18 protein-coding genes and 1 pseudogene are annotated in these 19151 nt (G+C 69.8%); 14 read left to right on the top strand and 5 right to left on the bottom strand.

Annotated elements, in window-relative coordinates; all coding sequences use genetic code 11:
- Positions 1–13 precede the first annotated feature (13 nt).
- From QE397_RS00740 to QE397_RS00720, 5 genes are all read left to right on the top strand, one after another.
- A complete protein-coding gene (locus QE397_RS00740; RefSeq protein ID WP_027506258.1) occupies positions 14–481 on the top strand; it encodes an SRPBCC family protein in 468 nt (155 codons plus the stop codon).
- Positions 481–1695 carry a sorbosone dehydrogenase family protein gene (locus QE397_RS00735; RefSeq protein ID WP_307091064.1) on the top strand — a complete coding sequence of 405 codons (1215 nt, stop codon included), beginning with the start codon at positions 481–483 and terminating at the stop codon, positions 1693–1695. The genes QE397_RS00740 and QE397_RS00735 overlap by 1 nt, the downstream gene beginning before the upstream one ends.
- Positions 1696–1836: 141 nt before the next feature.
- Entirely contained in the window at positions 1837–2109 is a 273-nt protein-coding gene (locus QE397_RS00730; RefSeq protein ID WP_027506256.1) for a GlsB/YeaQ/YmgE family stress response membrane protein, read from the top strand.
- Positions 2110–2219: 110 nt separating this feature from the next.
- Positions 2220–2933, top strand: a complete 714-nt coding sequence (locus QE397_RS00725; protein ID WP_027506255.1) for a phosphatidylserine decarboxylase — start codon at positions 2220–2222, stop codon at positions 2931–2933.
- Between the two features lie 83 nt (positions 2934–3016).
- On the top strand, positions 3017–3871 hold the full coding sequence (locus tag QE397_RS00720; RefSeq protein WP_231476405.1) for a phosphatidylcholine/phosphatidylserine synthase: 855 nt from the start codon (positions 3017–3019) through the stop codon (positions 3869–3871).
- Here QE397_RS00720 and QE397_RS00715 read toward each other — a convergent pair.
- Positions 3868–4578 (bottom strand): type 1 glutamine amidotransferase, encoded by a 711-nt coding sequence (locus QE397_RS00715; RefSeq protein ID WP_027506253.1) that lies wholly within the window; start codon positions 4576–4578, stop codon positions 3868–3870. The genes QE397_RS00720 and QE397_RS00715 overlap by 4 nt on opposite strands.
- 75 nt (positions 4579–4653) lie before the next feature.
- On the opposite strand from QE397_RS00715, the gene QE397_RS00710 reads away from it, so the two are divergent.
- Positions 4654–6846, top strand: coding sequence for an AAA family ATPase (locus QE397_RS00710; protein WP_307091061.1), 2193 nt, complete (start codon positions 4654–4656; stop codon positions 6844–6846).
- A gap of 1 nt (position 6847) precedes the next feature.
- Here QE397_RS00710 and QE397_RS00705 read toward each other — a convergent pair whose 3' ends face one another.
- Complete coding sequence (locus QE397_RS00705; protein ID WP_027506251.1) at positions 6848–7597, bottom strand: isocitrate lyase/phosphoenolpyruvate mutase family protein; 750 nt, start codon at positions 7595–7597, stop codon at positions 6848–6850.
- A gap of 67 nt (positions 7598–7664) precedes the next feature.
- Between QE397_RS00705 and QE397_RS00700 the strand changes: the two genes are divergently transcribed.
- Together QE397_RS00700 and QE397_RS00695 are read left to right on the top strand one after the other, a co-directional pair.
- Entirely contained in the window at positions 7665–8915 is a 1251-nt protein-coding gene (locus tag QE397_RS00700; protein ID WP_307091058.1) for a hypothetical protein, read from the top strand.
- Positions 8912–10315 (top strand): hypothetical protein, encoded by a 1404-nt coding sequence (locus QE397_RS00695; RefSeq protein ID WP_307091056.1) that lies wholly within the window; start codon positions 8912–8914, stop codon positions 10313–10315. Before QE397_RS00700 ends, QE397_RS00695 begins: the two co-directional genes overlap by 4 nt.
- Before the next feature lie 11 nt (positions 10316–10326).
- On the opposite strand, the gene QE397_RS00690 is transcribed toward QE397_RS00695, so the two are convergent.
- On the bottom strand, positions 10327–10737 hold the full coding sequence (locus tag QE397_RS00690) for an NUDIX domain-containing protein (RefSeq protein ID WP_307091055.1): 411 nt from the start codon (positions 10735–10737) through the stop codon (positions 10327–10329).
- A gap of 135 nt (positions 10738–10872) precedes the next feature.
- Here QE397_RS00690 and QE397_RS00685 point away from each other — a divergent pair, with 135 nt between their 5' ends.
- From QE397_RS00685 to mnhG, 6 genes and pseudogenes are all read left to right on the top strand, one after another.
- Positions 10873–13698, top strand: coding sequence for a Na+/H+ antiporter subunit A (locus QE397_RS00685; protein WP_222638015.1), 2826 nt, complete (start codon positions 10873–10875; stop codon positions 13696–13698).
- On the top strand, positions 13695–14264 hold the full coding sequence (locus QE397_RS00680; protein WP_027506246.1) for a Na(+)/H(+) antiporter subunit C: 570 nt from the start codon (positions 13695–13697) through the stop codon (positions 14262–14264). The genes QE397_RS00685 and QE397_RS00680 overlap by 4 nt, the downstream gene beginning before the upstream one ends.
- A complete protein-coding gene (locus QE397_RS00675) occupies positions 14261–15904 on the top strand; it encodes a Na+/H+ antiporter subunit D (RefSeq protein ID WP_285184267.1) in 1644 nt (547 codons plus the stop codon). Before QE397_RS00680 ends, QE397_RS00675 begins: the two co-directional genes overlap by 4 nt.
- A complete protein-coding gene (locus QE397_RS00670) occupies positions 15901–16566 on the top strand; it encodes a Na+/H+ antiporter subunit E (RefSeq protein ID WP_235578870.1) in 666 nt (221 codons plus the stop codon). Before QE397_RS00675 ends, QE397_RS00670 begins: the two co-directional genes overlap by 4 nt.
- Positions 16563–16814: pseudogene (locus QE397_RS00665) on the top strand (monovalent cation/H+ antiporter complex subunit F); the annotation flags it as partial. The gene QE397_RS00670 and the pseudogene QE397_RS00665, both read left to right, overlap by 4 nt.
- A 95-nt stretch (positions 16815–16909) precedes the next feature.
- Positions 16910–17257, top strand: a complete 348-nt coding sequence (gene mnhG, locus QE397_RS00660) for a monovalent cation/H(+) antiporter subunit G (protein WP_027506245.1) — start codon at positions 16910–16912, stop codon at positions 17255–17257.
- A 15-nt stretch (positions 17258–17272) separates the two neighbouring features.
- Here the strand turns inward: mnhG and QE397_RS00655 are convergent, their stop codons facing one another.
- Both QE397_RS00655 and QE397_RS00650 read right to left on the bottom strand, forming a co-directional pair.
- A complete protein-coding gene (locus tag QE397_RS00655; protein ID WP_037186102.1) occupies positions 17273–18388 on the bottom strand; it encodes a glutamate--cysteine ligase in 1116 nt (371 codons plus the stop codon).
- 41 nt (positions 18389–18429) lie between these two features.
- Positions 18430–19116 carry a superoxide dismutase family protein gene (locus QE397_RS00650; protein ID WP_307097294.1) on the bottom strand — a complete coding sequence of 229 codons (687 nt, stop codon included), beginning with the start codon at positions 19114–19116 and terminating at the stop codon, positions 18430–18432.
- Positions 19117–19151: the final 35 nt, after the last annotated feature.

Genomic DNA, 19151 nt, shown 5'->3' with positions numbered 1-19151 from the left:
CCGGGAGAACTCCATGGCCACACCCCTGTCCGTCAGCGTCGACATCGATGCACCGCCGAGCGCGGTCTGGTCCGTGGTGTCCGACCTGAAGCGCATGGGTGAGTGGAGCCCCCAGTGCGCGGTGATGAAGGTGTTCGGCCCGCTGCGCGTGGGCACCCGGACGCTCAACGTCAATCGGCGCGGACCCCTCGTGTGGCCCACGACGTCGCGGGTCGTGCGCCTCGAGCCCGAGCGACTGCTCGCGTTCCGCATCACCGAGAACCACACGGTGTGGTCCTACTTCCTGGAACCGACCGAGACGGGCACACGCGTGACCGAGCGTCGCGAGGCACCCGGCGGCACCACCAAGGTCTCCGACACCGCGGTGCGACTGGTGCTGGGCGGCACACGCAACTTCGAGGCCGAACTCGAGCGGGGCATGGCGTCCACCCTGGCGAAGATCAAGGACGCGGCCGAGAGTTCTGCTCGTACCGTGAAGTGATGACCCCTCGCGCCCGCACGACCCGCGCCCTCGCCGGCCTCGCCCTGTCCGCTGCTCTGGCGACGACGGCGTGCTCGACCACGACCGAGTCCGACGCCTCCCCCGCGGCCGGCACCCCCGAATCGCCGACATCGCAGGCAACGACACCGGGACCGATGTCCGCGGACGCCGCGAGCGCCGTCCCGAACGTCGTCGTCTCCTCACTGGCCACCGGGCTCGATCACCCGTGGGACGTGGTCCGGGCGCCGGACGGCACCGTGATCTTCGACGAGCGCCCCGGCCGCTTCACCGCGATCCGGCCCGGTGGTGAGCCGACACCGATCAGCGCCGATCTCGGCGATCTGTTCGTCGGATCGGAGACCGGTCTGATGGGCCTCGCACTGTCACCGACCTTCGAGACCGATCGGACCCTGTACTCCTGCCAGGGCATTCGAGGCGACGACCCCACCATCGGCGTGGTCGCATGGACCGTGGCCGACGACTACGCGAGCCTCACGCGTGAGCGCACCGTCGTCTCCGGGTTCCCGGTCACCTCCGGTCGCCACGGCGGATGCCGGGTGCTGGCGAACGCCGACGGCACCCTGTTCATCGGCACCGGCGACTCGGCTCAGGGCACCGTTCCGCAGGACCCGACGTCGCTCGGCGGCAAGGTCCTCCGGGTCGACGCCGCCACGGGCGCACCGGCCGCAGGCAATCCCGACCCCGCGAGCCCGGTCTTCACACTCGGCCACCGCAACGTCCAGGGACTGGCCGCCCGGCCCGGCACCGATCAGATCTTCTCCGTCGAACAGGGCACGTCGCGGGACGACGAGGTGAACCTCCTCGCGGCGGGCGGCAACTACGGGTACCGCCCGGACCGCGGCGGCGGCTACGACGAGTCCGTCGCGATGACCGATCCGGACCGTGTACCCGGCGCCCGGAACGCGGTGTGGAGCTCGGGCCCGAGCACCATCGCCACCGCGTCGGCCACGTTCCTCGACGGTGACGCCTGGGGCGCGTGGAACGGCATGCTCGCCGTCGGCGTGCAGAAGGGCCAGGAGGTCCTGCTCCTCGATCTCTCCGACGACGGCACCACGGTGGACGCGCAGTCGACGATTCCCGCTCTCAGCGAGTACGGCCGCATCCGCACGGTGTCGGCACAACCGGAAGGGACGCTGCTCGTGACGACCGACAACGGCGACACCGACCAGATCCTGCTGGTCACACCGCAGTAGTTCCGCCGTCACACAGTCGAGGCCGGATCGTGATGTGCCGACGGTCGGCTTAACGTTTGCTGAGTATCGGGGCCGGGTACAGAAGGTCAGTAGTCATGCCCGGTCCACGGGCAGCAAAGCTGATCTGAAAGAGGTTCCATCATGTTGGGTCTGGGCATCATCGGTTGGATCATCATCGGCGGACTCGCCGGATGGATCGGCAGCAAGATCATGAAGACGGATGCGCAGCAGGGCATCATCCTCAACATCGTCGTCGGCATCATCGGCGGCCTGCTGGGTGGATTCCTGCTCCGCGCGTTCGGCGTCGACGTCCAGGGCGGCGGCATCATCTTCAGCTTCGTCACGTGCCTCATCGGCGCGTGCATCCTGCTGTTCATCGTCAAGGCAGTCACGGGACGCGGTTCGCGCGTCTGACGCAGACCCCACCTCTCGGGGCCCCTCACGTAATCTGTGAGGGGCCCCGAGTCGTGTCCGCACTCCCCTCGGGCCGTGAGAGTCCGCCCGAATCGACGTAAGAGGAGCCCGTGGCCCGCAGACCTGTCCCCCCTGGTACGCCTGAACCGACCGGAGCAGGACACATCGTGGACCTGGTGCGGCGCAGCATTCCGCCGCTGCATCCCGCCGGTGCCCCGTTCGTCGCGGTGCCGTTGGCGCTCGCCGGACTCGGCCGCCGCCACCGGATCGTCCGCACCGCCTCGCTGCTCGCCGCCGGAGCCATGGCGGGCTTCTTCCGCCACCCTCCGCGCGTCCCGCCGAATCGGGCCGGGGTGGTCGTGGCCCCTGCCGACGGTGAGGTCGCACTCGTCGACCACGCGGTGCCGCCCGCCGAGTTGAACCTCGGCACCGCTCCGCTGCCGCGGGTCAGCATCTTCCTGTCCGTGCTCGACGTCCACGTCCAGCGCGTCCCGGTGTCCGGCACGGTCGAGGCCGTGGTGCACAAGGCCGGACAGTTCCTGTCGGCCGACCTCGCCGACGCCAGCGAGGTCAACGAGCGCACCAGCATGCATCTGCGCACACCGTCGGGTCACGACCTGGCGGTCGTACAGATCGCCGGACTGCTCGCGCGACGCATCGTCAACACAACGTCCGTGGGCGATTCGCTCACCATCGGCGACACCTACGGACTGATCCGCTTCGGTTCGCGCGTCGACACCTACTTCCCGGAGGGGTCGCGGACGGCGGTGATCGTCGGGCAGCGCGCCATCGGAGCCGAGACGGTTCTGGCCGAGCTTCCGTGAGCGCGGCACGCGAGCAGGCCGACGAGTCCACCGGCCGCCAGGGCGCGGTCCGCCTGTTGCCCAGTGCCGTCACGGTGCTGGCGATGTGCGCAGGACTGTCCGCCGTGAAGTTCGCGCTCGACGGTCGACTCGGGTTGTCGCTGGCCATGATCGGCGCAGCCGCCGTCTTCGACGCCCTCGACGGTCGCATCGCACGCATGCTCGACGCGACCAGCCGGATGGGAGCCGAGCTCGACTCGCTCGCCGACGCCATCTCCTTCGGCGTCGCGCCGGCCCTGGTGCTGTACGTGACGCTCCTCGAGGGCAGCAGCGGCGGGTGGGTCATCGCCCTCATCTACGCGGTGAGCATCGTGCTGCGCCTCGCCCGGTTCAACACACTTCTCGACGACGACTCCCGGCCCGCGTTCGCCGGCGAGTACTTCGTGGGTGTCCCCGCTCCGGCGGGGGCCCTGGTCACACTCCTCCCGCTCGCTGCGGAGGAGCAGTGGGGCAACGGCTGGTGGTCCTCGTACTACGTCGTCGCCACCTGGGTGGTGCTGTCGGCCCTGCTCATCGTCAGCCGTATCCCGACGATGGCGTTCAAGACCGTCTCGGTTCCGCCGAGAATGGCGACGTTGCTGCTGATCCTCGTCGGCCTGGCGGGCGCGGCACTGATCACGTTCCCGTTCGTGCTGCTCATGGTCCTGATCGTGTTGTATCTGCTCCACATCCCGTTCGCGGTGCGGTCGCAGCGATGGGTGGCCGCGCGGCCCGAGACGTGGGAGGCCAAGCCCGCCGAGCGACGGGCCGTACGACGAGCGATGCGCAAGGACCGCCCGGCACGCACCGGTATCGCCCGGCGGCGGCGTCCCGCCCGCGCCACGGCGAGTTCGGCTCGGCTCCGACTCCGGTCACCGAGCGCCCGAGCAGCCGACGTCCCGCCCCGCGACGAGATCTAGCGGGACACTCCCGCACGAGCGAGGACCGCGTCGATCAACCGGGAGCAGGCCTCGATGGAGGCCTGCTCCCGGCGCGCGACCTCCGCGCGGATCGCGGGGACGTCCACACTCGCCTCCACCTCCGCCCGCACTCCCCGTGCGTCCCACCCCTCGATCCACGACTCGAACACGTCGACCGTGATCTCCGGGTGGAACTGCAGACCGATGTGCGGTCCCGAGACGAAGGCCTGCAGTGCGGCCGCCGTGGTCGCGAGCGGCTCGGCGCCCGGCGGGAGCGTGAACGTGTCGTCGTGGAACTGCATCCACGGACCCTGGGGGATCAGCTCGTCGGACTCCGTCCGCACGGTCACGAATCCGTGCTCCGACTCGGCCGCACGCGTGACGGTCCCGCCGAGCACCCGCGCGAGCAGCTGACCACCGAAGCACACACCGAGAACCGGAACGCGCTGCGCGACAGCGTCACCGAGCCAGGTGATCTCCTCCGCCAGCCACGGGAGCGCATCGTCGTAGGCGGCGTCGGGTGAGCCCATCAGCACGATCAGGTCGAACGACGAGGCCGTGGGCCGGTCCGCGTCGCGGCTGTCACCCTCGAACGAGAAGGTCGTCGTCTCGAATCCGCGATCGCGGAGAGCCGGGCCGATCGAGCCGACGTTCCGGACGCCGAGGGCGTGGTCACGTTCGTGGAAGACGAGGGCGGCACGGGTCATGCGCGCAGCATAAACGGGCCAGGCTGCACACGCTGGAGCGAGAGCCCGGGCCGGTCGGCTCGATAGGCTCGGGGAGTGAGCACCCCCGATCTCGCCCTGACCGTTCGCCTCACCACCTCCGCCGCCGATGCCCGCCGCGGGGTGGTCCGTGTGCACGCGGAGGTGCTCACCGCGCTCGGACTGCGCGAGTGGGACGCCGTCGAGTTGATCGGCGCGAGGCGTACCGCCACCGTGGTGGCACAGGCACCGGCCGGAACGCCCACGGGGACCGTGCTGCTCGACGACGTGACGATGTCGAACGCGGGACTGACGGAGAACGCGTCGGTCGTCGTCGCTCCCGTCTCGGTGCAGGCGGCACGCACCGTCCTGGTGCACGGATCCGCGACGACCACCGCGCTCGACGACGCGACGCTGCGCCGAGCACTGCTGGGAAAGGTGGTCGTCGCGGGCGACGCCGTGTCGCTCCTGCCCCGCGACCTGGGGCCGGGCACCTCCACCGCGTCGGTCTCGCAGACGCTCTCGCGCACGGTCGGTGTCGCGTGGACCACCGAACTGCTCACCGTCACGTCGACCGACCCGGCCGGCATCGTCAGCATCCAGCCCACGACGGCCGTGACGCGCGGCGCCGCTGCCCGCGGACAGTCGAACGACCGCGCGACACCCCGCCCCGTCGAGGCTCCGCCCCAGCCCGTGATTCCGGTGGACGACCTGGTCGGTGTACGCGACCAGGCGGCGAAACTGACGGAGTGGCTCGAACTCTCGCTCGATCGCCCCGAGCTGCTCCGCACTCTCGGCGCGTCGGCCCAGCTCGGCGTCCTGGTCACCGGGCCGGGCGGCGTGGGCAAGTCCACCTTCGTCCGCGCCGTCGCCGCCGGTCGCAGGCTGGTGGAGATCGACGGTCCGTCGGTCGGGTCGCTCGCCCCCGAGGACCGGTTGGCCGCAGTGGTCGCCGCGGCCGATCGACTGACCGACAGTCCCACCGGTGCAGTGCTTCTCGTCGGTAACGTGGATGCGCTGCTCCCCCTGTCCGCCGACGGACGGGGCTCTGCGGCGGATCCGGTGTCGACTCTCGTCCTCGATCGCCTGCGACAGGTGGTGCAGACACCGGGAACCGTCCTGATCTGCACGACGTCACGGCCGGACGCCGCTGATCCGCGTCTGCGCGGACCTGATCTGTGCGATCGCGAGCTCGCACTCCCGCTTCCGGGGTCGGTCGAGCGCGCCGCGTTGCTCGAGGCGCTGCTACGTGATGTTCCGACCCGGAAGATCACCCCTGCCGAGATCGCCCTGCGCACACCCGGATTCGTCGTCGCGGACCTCGCAGCCCTGTGCCGGGAGGCAGCCGTCCGGGCCGCGGTGCGTGCCCACCGGGACTCGGCCGAGCCCGTTCTCACACAGGACGATCTGGTCGGGGCCTTGTCGGTCATCCGGCCACTCTCCCGGTCGGGCACCGAGGAACTCGCGGTCGGCAGCCTGACCCTCGACGACGTCGGCGACATGGTGGAGACGAAGCGGGCGCTGACCGAAGCGGTGTTGTGGCCGCTACGCCATCCCGACTCCTTCGCGCGGCTCGGTGTCGAGCCGCCGCGGGGCGTGTTGCTCTACGGCCCGCCGGGGTGCGGCAAGACGTTCGTCGTCCGGGCACTCGCCAGCTCGGGGCAACTCAGCGTGCACGCCGTCAAAGGCGCGGAGTTGATGGACAAGTGGGTCGGCTCGTCGGAGAAGGCCGTCCGCGAACTGTTCCGGCGAGCACGAGACTCGGCACCGTCGCTCATCTTTCTCGACGAGGTCGACGCCCTGGCACCGCGCCGCGGGCAGAGCAGCGATTCCGGCGTCGGCGATCGCGTGGTGGCCGCGTTGCTCACGGAGATGGACGGTGTCGAGCCGCTGCAGGACGTCGTGATCCTCGGCGCGACCAACAGGCCCGAGCTCATCGACCCGGCACTTCTGAGGCCCGGACGACTGGAGAAGTTGGTGTTCGTACCGCCGCCCGACGCCGAGGCGCGTCGCGCGATCCTCGCGACGGCCGGAGCCTCGGTGCCGCTGGCGGACGACGTCGATCTCGACTCTCTGGCCGAGAATCTCGACGGGTACTCCGCCGCGGACTGTGCGGCACTGCTGCGCGAGGCGGCTCTCGCCGCGATGCGCCGCGACGTCGACACCGCCGTCGTGACAGCGGACGACGTCGCGACCGCGCGCGACGCCGTCCGGCCGTCACTCGATCCGGTGCAGGTGGCCGCTCTCGAGGCCTACAGCACGAGGGACTAGGTCACGCCCAGTCGGCGAGCACCTCGTTCGCGCGCTCGGCGAGCACCATCTGGAAGATGGGGCCGAAGCTGACACGACCGACACCCAGCTGCGCGAGGGCGGACTTCGAGTTCTTCACCGGGTGGCCGATGGCGTTGACCGGCAACGGGAGCTCCGCGGTGAGTCGCTTCTGATCGTCGTCGCTGTGGAAGCCGACCGGGTAGAGCACGTCGGCACCGGCAGCGGCCGCCAGCTTCAGGCGGGCGATGGCGCGATCCACGCGATCGTTCTCGTCACCGATCTGCTTGACGAAGAGGTCGGTACGGGCATTGATCACCACGTGGACGTCGGTGGCATCCGAGGCTGCGCGCAGTGCACCGACGAAGTCGGCGTGCTCCTGCGCCTCACGCAGACGGCCGCCCTCGCTGTGCACGGTGTCCTCGATGTTCAGGCCCACCGCACCCGCGTCGATCAGTCCCTCGATGAGACGCTTCGGGTCCTCGCCGTAGCCCGACTCGATGTCGACGGAGATCGGCACGTCGACGGCGGCAGTGATCTGGCGGATGCGAGTGAGCAACTCGTCGAAGGTGATGCCCTCGTTGTCCGGCTTGCCGATCGAGTCGGACACCGGGTGCGAGCCGACGGTCAGGGCAGTAAAACCCGCGCTCACCGCGAGGTTCGCCGACCAGGCGTCCCAGACGGTCGGAAGGATCACCGGGTTTCCGGGGACGTGCAGTTCGAGGAGGGTCGTGGCCTTCGTTGCGAGTGTCATGCTCGGGGCAACCGAGGGGGGCCGCTGTCGATTCCCGAAACCGGATGAAGACCGATAGGTTCGCCGCGTGAGCGCATCCGGTGGACGTCTCGACGCCGTGTCGACGCCGATCGCCCTCGTCGTCGGTGCGGGCACCGCCGTGCATGCCGTGACGTCGCCCGATCTCGTCGCCGACACCGGCAACGGCCCCGCAGCGGTGGTGGCAGCCGTGGCCGTGGCCGCGCTGCTCACGGGACGATCGAGCAGAGCCGCACCCGCGGTCCTCGCTGCCGTCGGCGGCGCAGCGCTGGTTCTGGGCACTCTCGGATCCTCGGCCGCCCTGTCCCTGCTGGGGGCGCTCGGCAGTGGCGTCGTCCTCGGCGTGCTCGCCGTCCTCGCCTCGGTCCGACGCCTGTGGGTCGCCGCGTTCGGAGTCGCGTCGACCGTCTCTCTGGTCCTGAGCATCACCGTCGTCGCGATACCGCGGCGCTACGCCTCCTACGTCGACACCGACACGACGACGTCCCGCACGGTCGCACTCGTCGCCGCGATGGTGGTGACAGTGCTCGCGATCGGTCTGCAGTCGAGGACGCAGCGCTCGTCCCGGAGATCCTCGACTCGCACCGCCCTGACGGCGGTGATCGTCGCCCTCGTCGGACTCGTCCCGGTGCTGGTCACGAACCTGACGGCTGCCGCCGGAGCAGCCGGGCTGGGCGCGGTGACCACGACGGCCGCGTGGTCGGTGTCGACGATCGTCGTCACGCTGGTGCTCGTCGGTGTCGCTCTGGCACTGCCGAGCGGCGGCGTCCTCGTGGTCGCGGGCACCGTGCTGTGGTTGTCGACGCGGCCGGCCTCCGTCGTCGTCCTCACGACGGCGGGCACCACGGCCCTCCCCCTTCTCCTCGTCGTCGGGGTCGCACTCGCCTGCGCCGTGGGCGCCGCGGCAGGCGCCCGTGCACGACCCGCGGTGGGCACACCGCTGGCCATCCTGTGCTGCGCGGCCGTGGTGGCGGCGATCCACCTCGGAACGTCCTTCACCGGGGTGGCCGTCATCGCGGCGGCGCTCGCGACCGGCGCCGTCGTCGGGGCCGGCGCCGCGTCCGTCGACGTGCCGTCACCCGCCGCTGTCGTCGGCGCCGGCCTGCTCGTCCCCCTCGCTCTGACGACCATGCCCTCGTCCCCGATCTCGGCGGACTTCGGCTGGACGGCGTACACGCCCCTCACCCTGCAGTCGGGGTCCGTCACCCTCACCGAGCCCACGGCAGGGACACTGGTGACGGTGACCTGCCTCGCTCTGTGCGCCGTCGGCGCCGAACTGATCCGACGGCGCCGCGGGTGAGACACCACATCGCCCTCGCCGCCTCACTCCTCGCAGCCGCGCTCGTCGGAGCTCTCGGCGCTCTCGCGTGGTCCGGCCCCCGCAGCGACACGTGGCCGTTCGCGGCCACCGTCGACGATCTGATCGGGTGGTCGTCCACCCAGTCCACCGCCACCGTGGTCGGGCAGGTGCTGGTGGTGGTCACCGTCGCGCTGGCCGTCGGACTGCGGATGCCGACGCGCATCGCACCGTGGGTGTGCGCGGCCCTGCTGGTCGTGGTGCTCGCCTTCACCAAGGTGGCGATTCCCGAAGCGGCGAGCCTGGCCGTCTTCACCGCACTGCACATTGTCAAGTCGTGCGCGGCCGGCGTCCTGGTCGGCCTCGTCCTGCACGCCACCCGACGATCCGCCGCCGGATGGGTGGCCCTCGCGACCGGCGTGCTCGGCGGAACGCTGCTCGCCTCCGTCGGAACGACCGCCGCGTCCGCTGCCTTCGTGGCGACGCGTCTCGACAGCACCAGCGTGTTCGGCGAACCTGCCTGGTGGTTGATCGGCTCCGCGTTCGCGGCGTGCATCGTCGCCGCCGTTCTGCATCGACCGGCCGCTGATCCCGACGAGGACCCGACCGCCCGCGAACTGGTGCGGCTCACCGTCTACGCGATGATCGTCGCCGTCGTCTGCCGCGTGGGTGTCGAAATCGTCGGCACCGGCGAGTACGCACTGTGGAAGGCGATCGTCGTGCTGATCGTGGCACTCGTCGTCGTGGACCGCGTCGCCGCACGGTGGGAGTCGGCCGATGCACGAACGGTGCTGGTCGCGATCCTCGTCACCGCCGCTGCCGTCGCGATGTGGAACGTGGGCGCCCGCACCCTGCTCGACTCCCGGCTGCTCACCGTGGTGGGCGTGGGCGGACTGGTCCTCGGCGCCGTCCTGGCCTGGCGGCTCCCGGTCGGACGCATCACGTCCTGGCTCGCGGCCCTGGCACTCACCGCGCTGCCGATGGGCGCTGCCCTCGTGAGCGTCGACGAGGTGTCCGCGGCAGCACTCGGGGTGGTGGCCGCGCTCGTTCCGATCGCCCTGACCGCCGTCACCGCGGATCCGCACGCGACGGTGCGGCCATTGGCGGCGGCGCTGCCCGGGCTCGCGATCCTCGTCGCTGCGGCGGCGCCGGTACCGGCGCAGACACTCGACCCCGAGTGGCTGAATCAGCTGTCGATCGGGTCCGACCAGCCCACCGGGACCACCGGCAGCGTGTCCGTGCTCGGTTACGACAACCTCGACAGACTGCTGTCGGAGTACACGTCCACCGACCACACCTCCGCTTACCTCCTGCTCGGGGTCGCCGCGCTCTGCACGCTCCGCATCGTGTGGCTGTCCCGGCGCACAGATGCCCCCGAGCAGGACGCCGAACCCCATGCGTGAGCACGGGTTCCTCAGATCACCAGGCCCTGCGCCCGGAGGTGCCGGAAGACCCGCATCGATCCCGGCGCGACGTCCGGCATGGCGGCGTACTCGGCGACGGTGAACCACCGCAGATCAGCGATCTCGCTGGTGGCCCGAGGTTCGCCGGCGAGGTCGGCGGAGAAGCACGTCATGTGCAGATCACGGCCGAGGGGGTCGCCGAACGCCGGGCACTCGACGACACACAGCAGGTGTACCGACGACTCGACGACGTCGACGCCCAGTTCCTCCCGCACCTCGCGGTGCAGCGCCTGGAGTGGTGTCTCACCGGGATCGATCTTGCCGCCGACCATGTAGAACGCACGCTTGCCGACCGACCGGGCCTGCAGCATCCGGCCGTCACGGACGAGGGCGAGGGCGGCGGTGCGCAGTGGTTCGGTCATCGCCCGGTGACCATACCCGTACCGGGGGTGGGTATCGCTGACCGAGAGGGCGTGGACCCGCACCGGTAGTATGGAGTGGACGACGTCTCGTGCGTCCGACACCCCGCCGCCCCGACGTCCACGACGGAGTGCCTCTTGCTTTCCATTCTCGTTGCCCACACGGTGGCCGCGCTGATCGCGCCGCTTCTCGTGCGTCTGTGGGGACGACAGGCTTTTCTTCCGCTCGCCGCGGTGCCGGCCGCCTCGCTCGTGTGGGTGGCCGCGAACTGGAACACCGAGCAGCGACTGTCCATCGAGTGGGTCCCCGGACTCTCCATGAACATCGATCTGCGCTTCGATTCCCTGGCCGCGGTCATGTCCACGCTGGTGCTCGGCATCGGCGCACTGATCCTGCTCTACTGCGCTCGCTACTTCGAGGACGACGAGCCCCGTCTGGGCATCTTCGCCGCGGAGCTCGTCGCATTCGCCGGTGTCATGTTCGCGCTGGTCACCAGCGACAACATGCTGATGCTCTACATCTTCTGGGAACTGACGACGGTGCTGTCGTTCCTGTTGGTCGGGCACTACGCCGAGCGCGCCTCGAGTCGACGCGCCGCGACGCAGGCTCTGCTGGTCACCACGGCCGGCGGTCTCGCCATGCTGGTCGGCATCATCGTGCTGGGCCAGACGGTGGGCAGTTACAACCTTTCCGACGTCATCGAAGCGGCGCCCCGCGGCTGGTTGGCGGGCACCGCCCTGGTCCTGGTCCTGGTCGGCGCGCTGAGCAAGTCGGCCATCGTTCCTCTGCACTTCTGGTTGCCCGGCGCCATGGCCGCGCCGACACCCGTCAGCGGGTACCTGCACGCCGCGGCGATGGTCAAGGCCGGCATCTACCTGGTGGCGCGTCTCGCACCGGGCTTCGCCGACGCCGGGCCCTGGCGCTTCACCATCCTCACGCTCGGTCTGGCGTCGATGCTCGTCGGCGGCTACCGCGCACTGCGTGCGTACGACCTCAAGCTCGTGCTCGCCTTCGGCACGGTGAGCCAGCTCGGCTTCCTCGTCGCCATCGTCGGCATCGGTTCGCGCACGGCGATGCTCGCGGGCCTCGCGATGGTCCTCGCCCACGGCTTCTTCAAGGCCGCGCTGTTCATGGTGGTGGGCATCATCGACCACTCGACCGGCACCCGAGACGTGCGCAAGCTCGCGCATCTCGGGGACCGGTCGCCCGTTCTCGCCGCGACGGCCGTGATCGCAGCGGCGAGCATGGCGGGCCTTCCGCCGTTCCTCGGTTTCATCGGCAAGGAGACCGCGTTCGAGTCGACGCTCGACTCGGACGCGATGGGTCCGCTCTCGTCTGCGCTGGTGCTGGCCGCGATGGTCGTCGGCTCGATCCTGACCGTCGCCTACAGCCTGCGCTTCGTGTGGGGCGCCTTCGGTCGCAAGAAGCTGCGGCAGCCCAGCGCCGCCGTCGCCTCGATGCACGCACCGGGATGGTTCTTCCTCTTCCCGCCCGTGCTGCTCGCCGTCCTCGGACTGGTGGCCGGCCTCGCCGCGCCGGTCGTCGACACCCTGATCGCGCCGTACAGCAAGACCCTGCCGTCCTACGGCGCGGAGGACTACCACCTCGCGCTGTGGCACGGCGTCAACCTCCCGCTGGGTCTGACCGTCGTCGTCATCCTCGTCGGAGTCTTGCTCTACCGAGTGCACAAGGCGATCGCGCGAACGGTCCCGGCCGTGCCGCTGAACGCCGACCGGGTGTACGACCGCGTCCTCTACCTGATGGACCTGCTGTCGCTGCGCCTCACCGGAACCACCCAGCGCGGTTCGCTTCCCGGCACGCAGGCGACCATCCTCGCCACCCTCGCTCTGTTCCCGCTCGTGTCGCTGATCGTCTACACCCGTACCGGCGTCGAGAGTCGTCTCGCCGACTCCCCGATCCAGCTCGTCGTGGGCGCCATCATGGTCGCGGCCGCGATCGGCGCCGTGGTGATGAGGAACCGTCTGGCAGCCGTGCTGCTCGTCGGTGTCACCGGCTACGGCTGCGGTGTGCTGTTCGCGGTGCACGGTGCGCCGGACCTCGCGCTGACCCAGTTCCTCGTCGAGACGCTCACGCTGGTCGTGTTCGTTCTCGTGCTGCGCAAGCTGCCGGCGGAGATCGACGAGGGGCGCGCGTTCGGCCGCAAGCCGGCGCGCGCTGCCCTGGCCGTGCTCGTCGGCATCACGGTCACGCTGGTGGGAGCGTTCGCGATGAACGCACGTAGCACCCGCCCCATCGCGGAGTTGCTCCCGGACGCCGCGTACAACTTCGGTGACGGCAGCAACGTGGTCAACGTGATCCTGGTCGACATCCGCGCCTGGGACACCCTCGGCGAGATCTCGGTGCTGCTCGTCGCGGCCACCGGCGTCGCCAGCCTGGTGTTCCGCAATCGTCGCTTCGGCAGTGCGCCGCGCGTGTCCGACGCCCCGTCGGCGATGGACGGCCAGCAGGTCGCGTCCGAGATCACGTGGCTCAGCGGCAGCGATCTCATCGACCCCAAGCACCGCGTCCTGGTCCTCGAGATCACCACTCGCCTGGTGTTCCCGACGGTCATGATGCTGTCCATCTACTTCTTCTTCGCCGGCCACAACGCGCCCGGCGGTGGCTTCGCGGGTGGACTCACCGCAGGCCTCGCCCTCGTGCTGCGCTACCTCGCCGGTGGCCGCTACGAGCTCGGCGAGACGGTGCCGTTCGACGCCGGGAAGATTCTCGGCATCGGCCTCCTGTTCGCCGGCGGTACGGCCCTCGCCTCGTTGTTCCTCGGAGCACCGGTGCTGTCGTCCGCCACCTTCGAGGTGACGCTCCCGATCCTCGGCGACATCAAGATGGTGACCGCCCTGTTCTTCGACCTGGGTGTCTATCTCATCGTCGTCGGACTGGTTCTCGACGTCCTTCGAAGCCTCGGAGCGCGCCTCGACGCGCAGATCGAAATGAGCCGCCAGTGACCGCGAACATCGGAATGCTCGTGGTCGTCGCCGCGCTGATCGCGGCCGGGGTCTACCTGCTGATCGAACGCAGCATCATCCGGATGCTGCTCGGCGTGCTGCTCATGGGCAACGGGCTGAACCTGCTGATCCTCACCTCCGGCGGTGGGTCGGGCAATCCACCCGTGGTCGGACGCGTGTCCGAGGTCGCCGACGGTGACGCGGATCCGTTGGCGCAGGCCCTGATCCTCACGGCCATCGTCATCACGATGGGCATCGCCGCCTTCGTGCTGGCCCTGGCGTACCGGTCGTACACGATCAACATCGCGGACGTCGTCGAGAACGACCCCGAGGACACCAAGGTGCTCACGCGTCGCAGCCTCGCGGACGCTCCGGACCGCGACAAGTCCGACGATCCGATCACCGGCGAGCCCGGCGAGGCCGGAGACGCCTTCGACAAGGACGGAAACCCGATTCCTCTCGACCAGATCGCCAACCGCGAGGACCTCGAGTGCTACGAGGATCTCCACGAGGGCAAGTTCCGTGACCGGGACGACGTCTCCACGCCGGCGGGTGACTCCCGATGACGCTGTCGCCGACCATCATCGGAACCCTCACCCCGCTCCCGGTCCTCATCCCGCTGCTCGCGGCCGCCCTGTGCCTCGTGCTCGGTCGGAAGCCACGCGCGCAGCGGGCGGTCACCATCGTCGCGCTCGTCGCCGTGACCGCCGTCTCGTGCGTCCTGCTCTACCTGGCGGACCGGGACGGCACCACCGCGCTGCAGGTCGGCGGGTGGGAGGCGCCGATGGGCATCACCCTGGTGGTCGACCGCCTGTCCGCTCTGATGCTGGTGGTCTCGTCGATCGTGCTGCTGGCCGTCATCGTCTACGCCGTCGGGCAGGGCATCCGCGACGGTGACGCCAATCAGCCGGTGTCGATCTTTCTACCGACGTACCTGGCGCTCACGGCGGGTGTGTGCAACGCGTTCCTCGCCGGTGACCTGTTCAACCTGTACGTGGGGTTCGAGGTCCTGCTCGTCGCGTCGTTCGTGTTGCTGACGCTCGGTGCCAGCGCCGAACGGGTGCGTGCCGGCGTCTCGTACGTCATGGTCTCCGTCGTCTCGTCGATGATCTTCCTGGCGGGCATCGCCGCCACGTACGCGGCCACGGGCACTCTGAACTTCGCCCAGCTCGCGCTGCGTTTCGACGACATCCCGCAGGGCACGCGGCTCGCGATCTTCTCGATCCTGCTCGTCGCGTTCGGCATCAAGGCCGCGGTCTTCCCGCTGTCGGCCTGGCTGCCCGACTCCTACCCGACGGCGCCCGCGCCGGTCACCGCCGTGTTCGCGGGCCTGCTCACCAAAGTGGGTGTGTACGCGATCATCCGGACCCACACGCTGCTCTTCCCGGACGGCGCCATGGACAACGTGCTGCTGGTCGCCGGTCTGCTCACGATGGTCATCGGCATCTTCGGTGCCATCGCCCAGAGCGAGATCAAGCGTCTGCTCTCGTTCACGCTGGTCTCGCACATCGGCTACATGATCTTCGGTGTCGCGCTGTCGACGAAGGCCGGTCTCTCCGGGTCCGTGTACTACGTGGCCCACCACATCCTGGTGCAGACCACGCTGTTCCTCGTGGTCGGTCTCATCGAGCGCCAGGCCGGGTCGTCATCGCTGCGCCGGCTCGGTGGTCTCGCCGCGGCCAGCCCGCTCCTGGCCATCCTGTTCCTCGTTCCCGCGCTCAACCTCGGCGGCATCCCCCCGTTCTCCGGCTTCATCGGCAAGGTGGCGCTGCTGCAGGCCGGTGCGGACAAGGCGAGCGTGCTGGCCTGGGTCCTCGTCGCGGGCGGCACGATCACCAGCCTGCTCACGCTCTACGTCGTCGCCCGTGTGTGGACCAAGGCGTTCTGGCGCGCCCGCGCCGACGCCCCGGACGGCGAGATGTCGGACGACTCCCCCACCGCGCTGCTCGACAACGCCAACGACGTCGACTTCGACAGCCGCGTCGATCCGGGCCGGATGCCGGTCGGGATGCTCGTCCCCACGGTGGGACTGGTGCTCGTCGGACTGTCGCTCACCGTGTTCGCCGGACCGTTCATCGGGATCAGCGACCGCGCCGCCGACGACCTGCGTGACCGCAACGTCTACATCTCGGCCGTGCTGGGCACCGTCGACGATCCCGTCACCTACGCGGACGGACGCGACGCACCGGAGGAGGGAGGACGATGACCCTCATGAGTCGCGACGTCGCCCTCAAGGCCGCGTTGCTCGCATGGCTCACCGGCGTGTGGGTGCTGTTGTGGGGCAACGTCTCCGCGGCCAACATCCTGGGCGGTCTCGCGGTCGGCACGTTCGTGATGACCGTGCTCGCGCTCCCGCGCGTTCCGGTCGAGGGCCGGGTGCACCCCCTGTCGGTGGTGCGACTGATCGGCGTGCTCGTCTGGTACGCGGCGGTGTCCAGCGTCCAGGTCGCCTGGGCCGCGATCCGTCCCGGACCGTCACCCGTCAACGCGGTGCTGCGCTACCCGGTGCAGATCAAGTCCGACCTGGTGCTGACGTTCATGGTGGACGCGCTGAACATGGTGCCCGGCACCATGGTGCTCGACATCGACCGCGAGGATCGGGTGCTGTACATCCACGTCCTGGACGTCGCGAAACCCGATGCGGTGGACCAGTTCCGCACCATCGTGCGTGCCTACGAGACGGCCTTCATCTCCGCGTTCGAGCGCGACCCGGAATGGCACCCGGCCACCGAGATCGAATCGATGGCGGACACCGACGTGGACAGCGTGGCCGACACCGTCGACGACATCAGCACCGACTACTCCGACAAGTCCGGCGACGAGAGTTCGTCCGCCCGCAGGTCGGACCGGAAGGAGGACCGGTCGTGACCGTCGTACTGATCGTCTCCGGCGTGATGCTGCTGTCCGCCGCCGTCATCACCGCGTATCGCCTTCTCGCCGGCCCCAACTCGCTCGACCGCCTCGTCGCCGTCGACACGCTCATCGCGCTCACGGTCTGCGGGGTGATGGTGTGGGCGGTGTACTCCCGCGACACCACGCTGGTGCCGTCCATCGTCGCGCTGTCGGTGGTGGGCTTCGTCGGGTCGGTGAGCGTGGCGCGGTTCCGCGTCGCCGACACACCCGAGACCCGGCGCGCCGCGGCCGCCGCCACGGCGCGGACCCCGCACCCACCCCGCGGAGACGAGTCCCGCGACCGACGGCAGGGGAAGTCATGACACTCGTCCTCGACATCATCAGCGGCACGATGATCATCCTGGGATCGATCCTCGCGCTCACGGCGGCCATCGGAGTCGTCCGCTTCCCGGACACGTTGTCCCGCATGCACGCCGCCACCAAGCCTCAGGTGGTGGGGTTGATCCTGATTCTCATCGGCGCGTTCATCAGCCTGCGCGGCAACGTCGACATCTGGATGATCTTTCTCGTCGGCGTCTTCACGGTGCTCACGGCGCCGATCATCGCGCACACCGTGGGCCAGGTCGCCTATCGCGAGCAGAGCAGCCGTGACGACCTCTTCATGGTCGACGAGCTGCGCGCGGACGAGCGCAACGACCGAGCCTGATCAGCGACGTTCTGGTCAGCGAAGTTCGGAGATGAGCGAGTCGACGACGGCGATGAGGTCGCCCCCCGACCTCTCCGCCACGGCACGCTGACGCTGATACGACGCACCCTGGCGCGGGATGTCCGCGACGCGGCCCAGCTCGTCCGCGCACCCCAGCCGTACGGCGATCGGGGTGAGCTTCTCCAGCAGGTCGAACAGGTCGTCGGTCATGAGCCGCTCGTTGCTGTCGGCGTCGAGCACGATCTCGGCGTCCAGCCCGTACCGCGCGGCGCGCCACTTGTTCTCCTGCACGTGCCACGGCGGGATCGTGAGCAACGGCTCGCCGGCATCGAGCCGTTCGTCGAGATACACCACGAGACAGTGGATCAGGGCGACCAGGGCACCGAGCTCACGCTTGGTGGACACCCCGTCGCACACCCTGATCTCGATGGTGCCGAGCCGCGGCACGGGACGGATGTCCCAGTGCATGCCGCCGAGCTGCGAGATGACGCCGGTCTTCATCTGGTCGTGCACGAAACCCTCGAACTGCGACCAGGTCTCGAACTGGAACGGCAGTCCCGCGGTGGGGAGCTGCTGGAACATGAGCGCGCGGTTGCTGGCGTAGCCGGTGTCCGACCCGGCCCACATCGGGGACGACGCGGACAGCGCGAGCAGGTGCGGGTACTGCAGCAGGATCGAGTTGAGAATCGGGAAGACCCGGTCGGCCGAGCGGAGTCCGACGTGGACGTGGACGCCCCAGATCAGCATCTGCCGACCCCACCACTGTGTGCGCTCGATCAGCTCGTCGTAGTGCGGGGCCGCGGTGAGCTGTTGCGACGACCACTCGGCGAACGGGTGTGTCCCGGCGCAGAACAGGTCGACTCCCAACGGATCCGCGGCACGGCGCACCAGATCCAGCGACTCGCTCAGATCGTCGATCGCTTCACCGACGGTGTCGCAGATGTCGGTCACCAACTCGACCGTGTTGCGCAGAAGTTCCTTCGTCACGCGCGGCGTGTGCGCTCCCGCGAGTTCCACGACGCCGTCCATCACCTCGGACGCGGTGTTCGACAGATCCCGCGACACGCGGTCGACGAGCGCGATCTCCCACTCGACGCCGATGGTCGGACGCTCCGACCCGGCGAACGGCACCGTGGTCGATCTCGACTCGTTCTTCAGGGGGACGTGCCCGTCTACTCGGACTCGACGACCGCGCAGGCGACGCGGCTGCCGGCGTCGCCCGTGCTGAGGGTCGTCGCGTCGGGAACGGGCTGGCCGTCGGGCAGCGTGTAGCGCGTCGGGATGTTGGCGAAGTTGTCGGCGCCCGAGTGGACGATGACGGCCACGCCGCCGCGCAGGTCGTCGAGCGTGACCGAGTCGGTCGTCGTCGTGAGGTCGGCGGTGCCGTCCTCACGCACCTGCAGCGAGGTCAGGTCGCCGCTGGCCGGGTGGCCGGTGTTGCCGTTCACCTGCAGGTGACCACCGGCGGACAGGAATGCGCCGGGCTCGCCGCCGGTGGGAGCGACCGAATCGGGCTCGCACACGGGGTTCTGATGCATGTGCAGGCCGTGGAAGCCGGGGGTCAGACCCTCTGCCTCGACAGTGACCTCGAGGTGTCCGTCGACCTCGGCGAAGGAGACCGTGCCCATGGTCTCGCCCTCGGGGCTGCGCAGGTCGCCGGTCATCGCGGCCTCGGTCGCCGAGCCCCCGCCCTCGGAACCCTCGCCGCCCGCGCTGTGGGACTCCTCGCCGTGCTCGGAACCCGCGGGCGCGGCGGAGCTGGTGAAGACGGGCGGGGTCGTGCCGGCGACGTAGCTGGCTTCCTCGCCGTTGCTGCAGGCCACCATGCCGAAGAGGGCTACTGCGGCGAGAGGCGCCACGACGAGGGTGCGAGGTGCGACTCGGCTGCGCTTCC

Source organism: Rhodococcus sp. SORGH_AS_0301 (assembly GCF_030818285.1).
GTDB lineage: Bacteria > Actinomycetota > Actinomycetes > Mycobacteriales > Mycobacteriaceae > Rhodococcoides.
Note: the sequence above shows the minus strand (reverse complement) of the source record. Positions and strands in the feature narration are given on the sequence as shown.

Bases quoted from the DNA above. Each gene is read 5' to 3' on its own strand.
- QE397_RS00740 (WP_027506258.1), top strand. From the start codon at position 14: ATGGCCACACCCCTGTCCGTCAGCGTCGACATCGATGCACCGCCGAGC.
- QE397_RS00735 (WP_307091064.1), top strand. From the start codon at position 481: ATGACCCCTCGCGCCCGCACGACCCGCGCCCTCGCCGGCCTCGCCCTG.
- QE397_RS00730 (WP_027506256.1), top strand. From the start codon at position 1,837: ATGTTGGGTCTGGGCATCATCGGTTGGATCATCATCGGCGGACTCGCC.
- QE397_RS00720 (WP_231476405.1), top strand. From the start codon at position 3,017: ATGTGCGCAGGACTGTCCGCCGTGAAGTTCGCGCTCGACGGTCGACTC.
- QE397_RS00715 (WP_027506253.1), bottom strand. From the start codon at position 4,578: ATGACCCGTGCCGCCCTCGTCTTCCACGAACGTGACCACGCCCTCGGC.
- QE397_RS00705 (WP_027506251.1), bottom strand. From the start codon at position 7,597: ATGACACTCGCAACGAAGGCCACGACCCTCCTCGAACTGCACGTCCCC.
- QE397_RS00690 (WP_307091055.1), bottom strand. From the start codon at position 10,737: ATGACCGAACCACTGCGCACCGCCGCCCTCGCCCTCGTCCGTGACGGC.
- QE397_RS00675 (WP_285184267.1), top strand. From the start codon at position 14,261: ATGACGCTGTCGCCGACCATCATCGGAACCCTCACCCCGCTCCCGGTC.
- QE397_RS00670 (WP_235578870.1), top strand. From the start codon at position 15,901: ATGACCCTCATGAGTCGCGACGTCGCCCTCAAGGCCGCGTTGCTCGCA.
- mnhG (WP_027506245.1), top strand. From the start codon at position 16,910: ATGACACTCGTCCTCGACATCATCAGCGGCACGATGATCATCCTGGGA.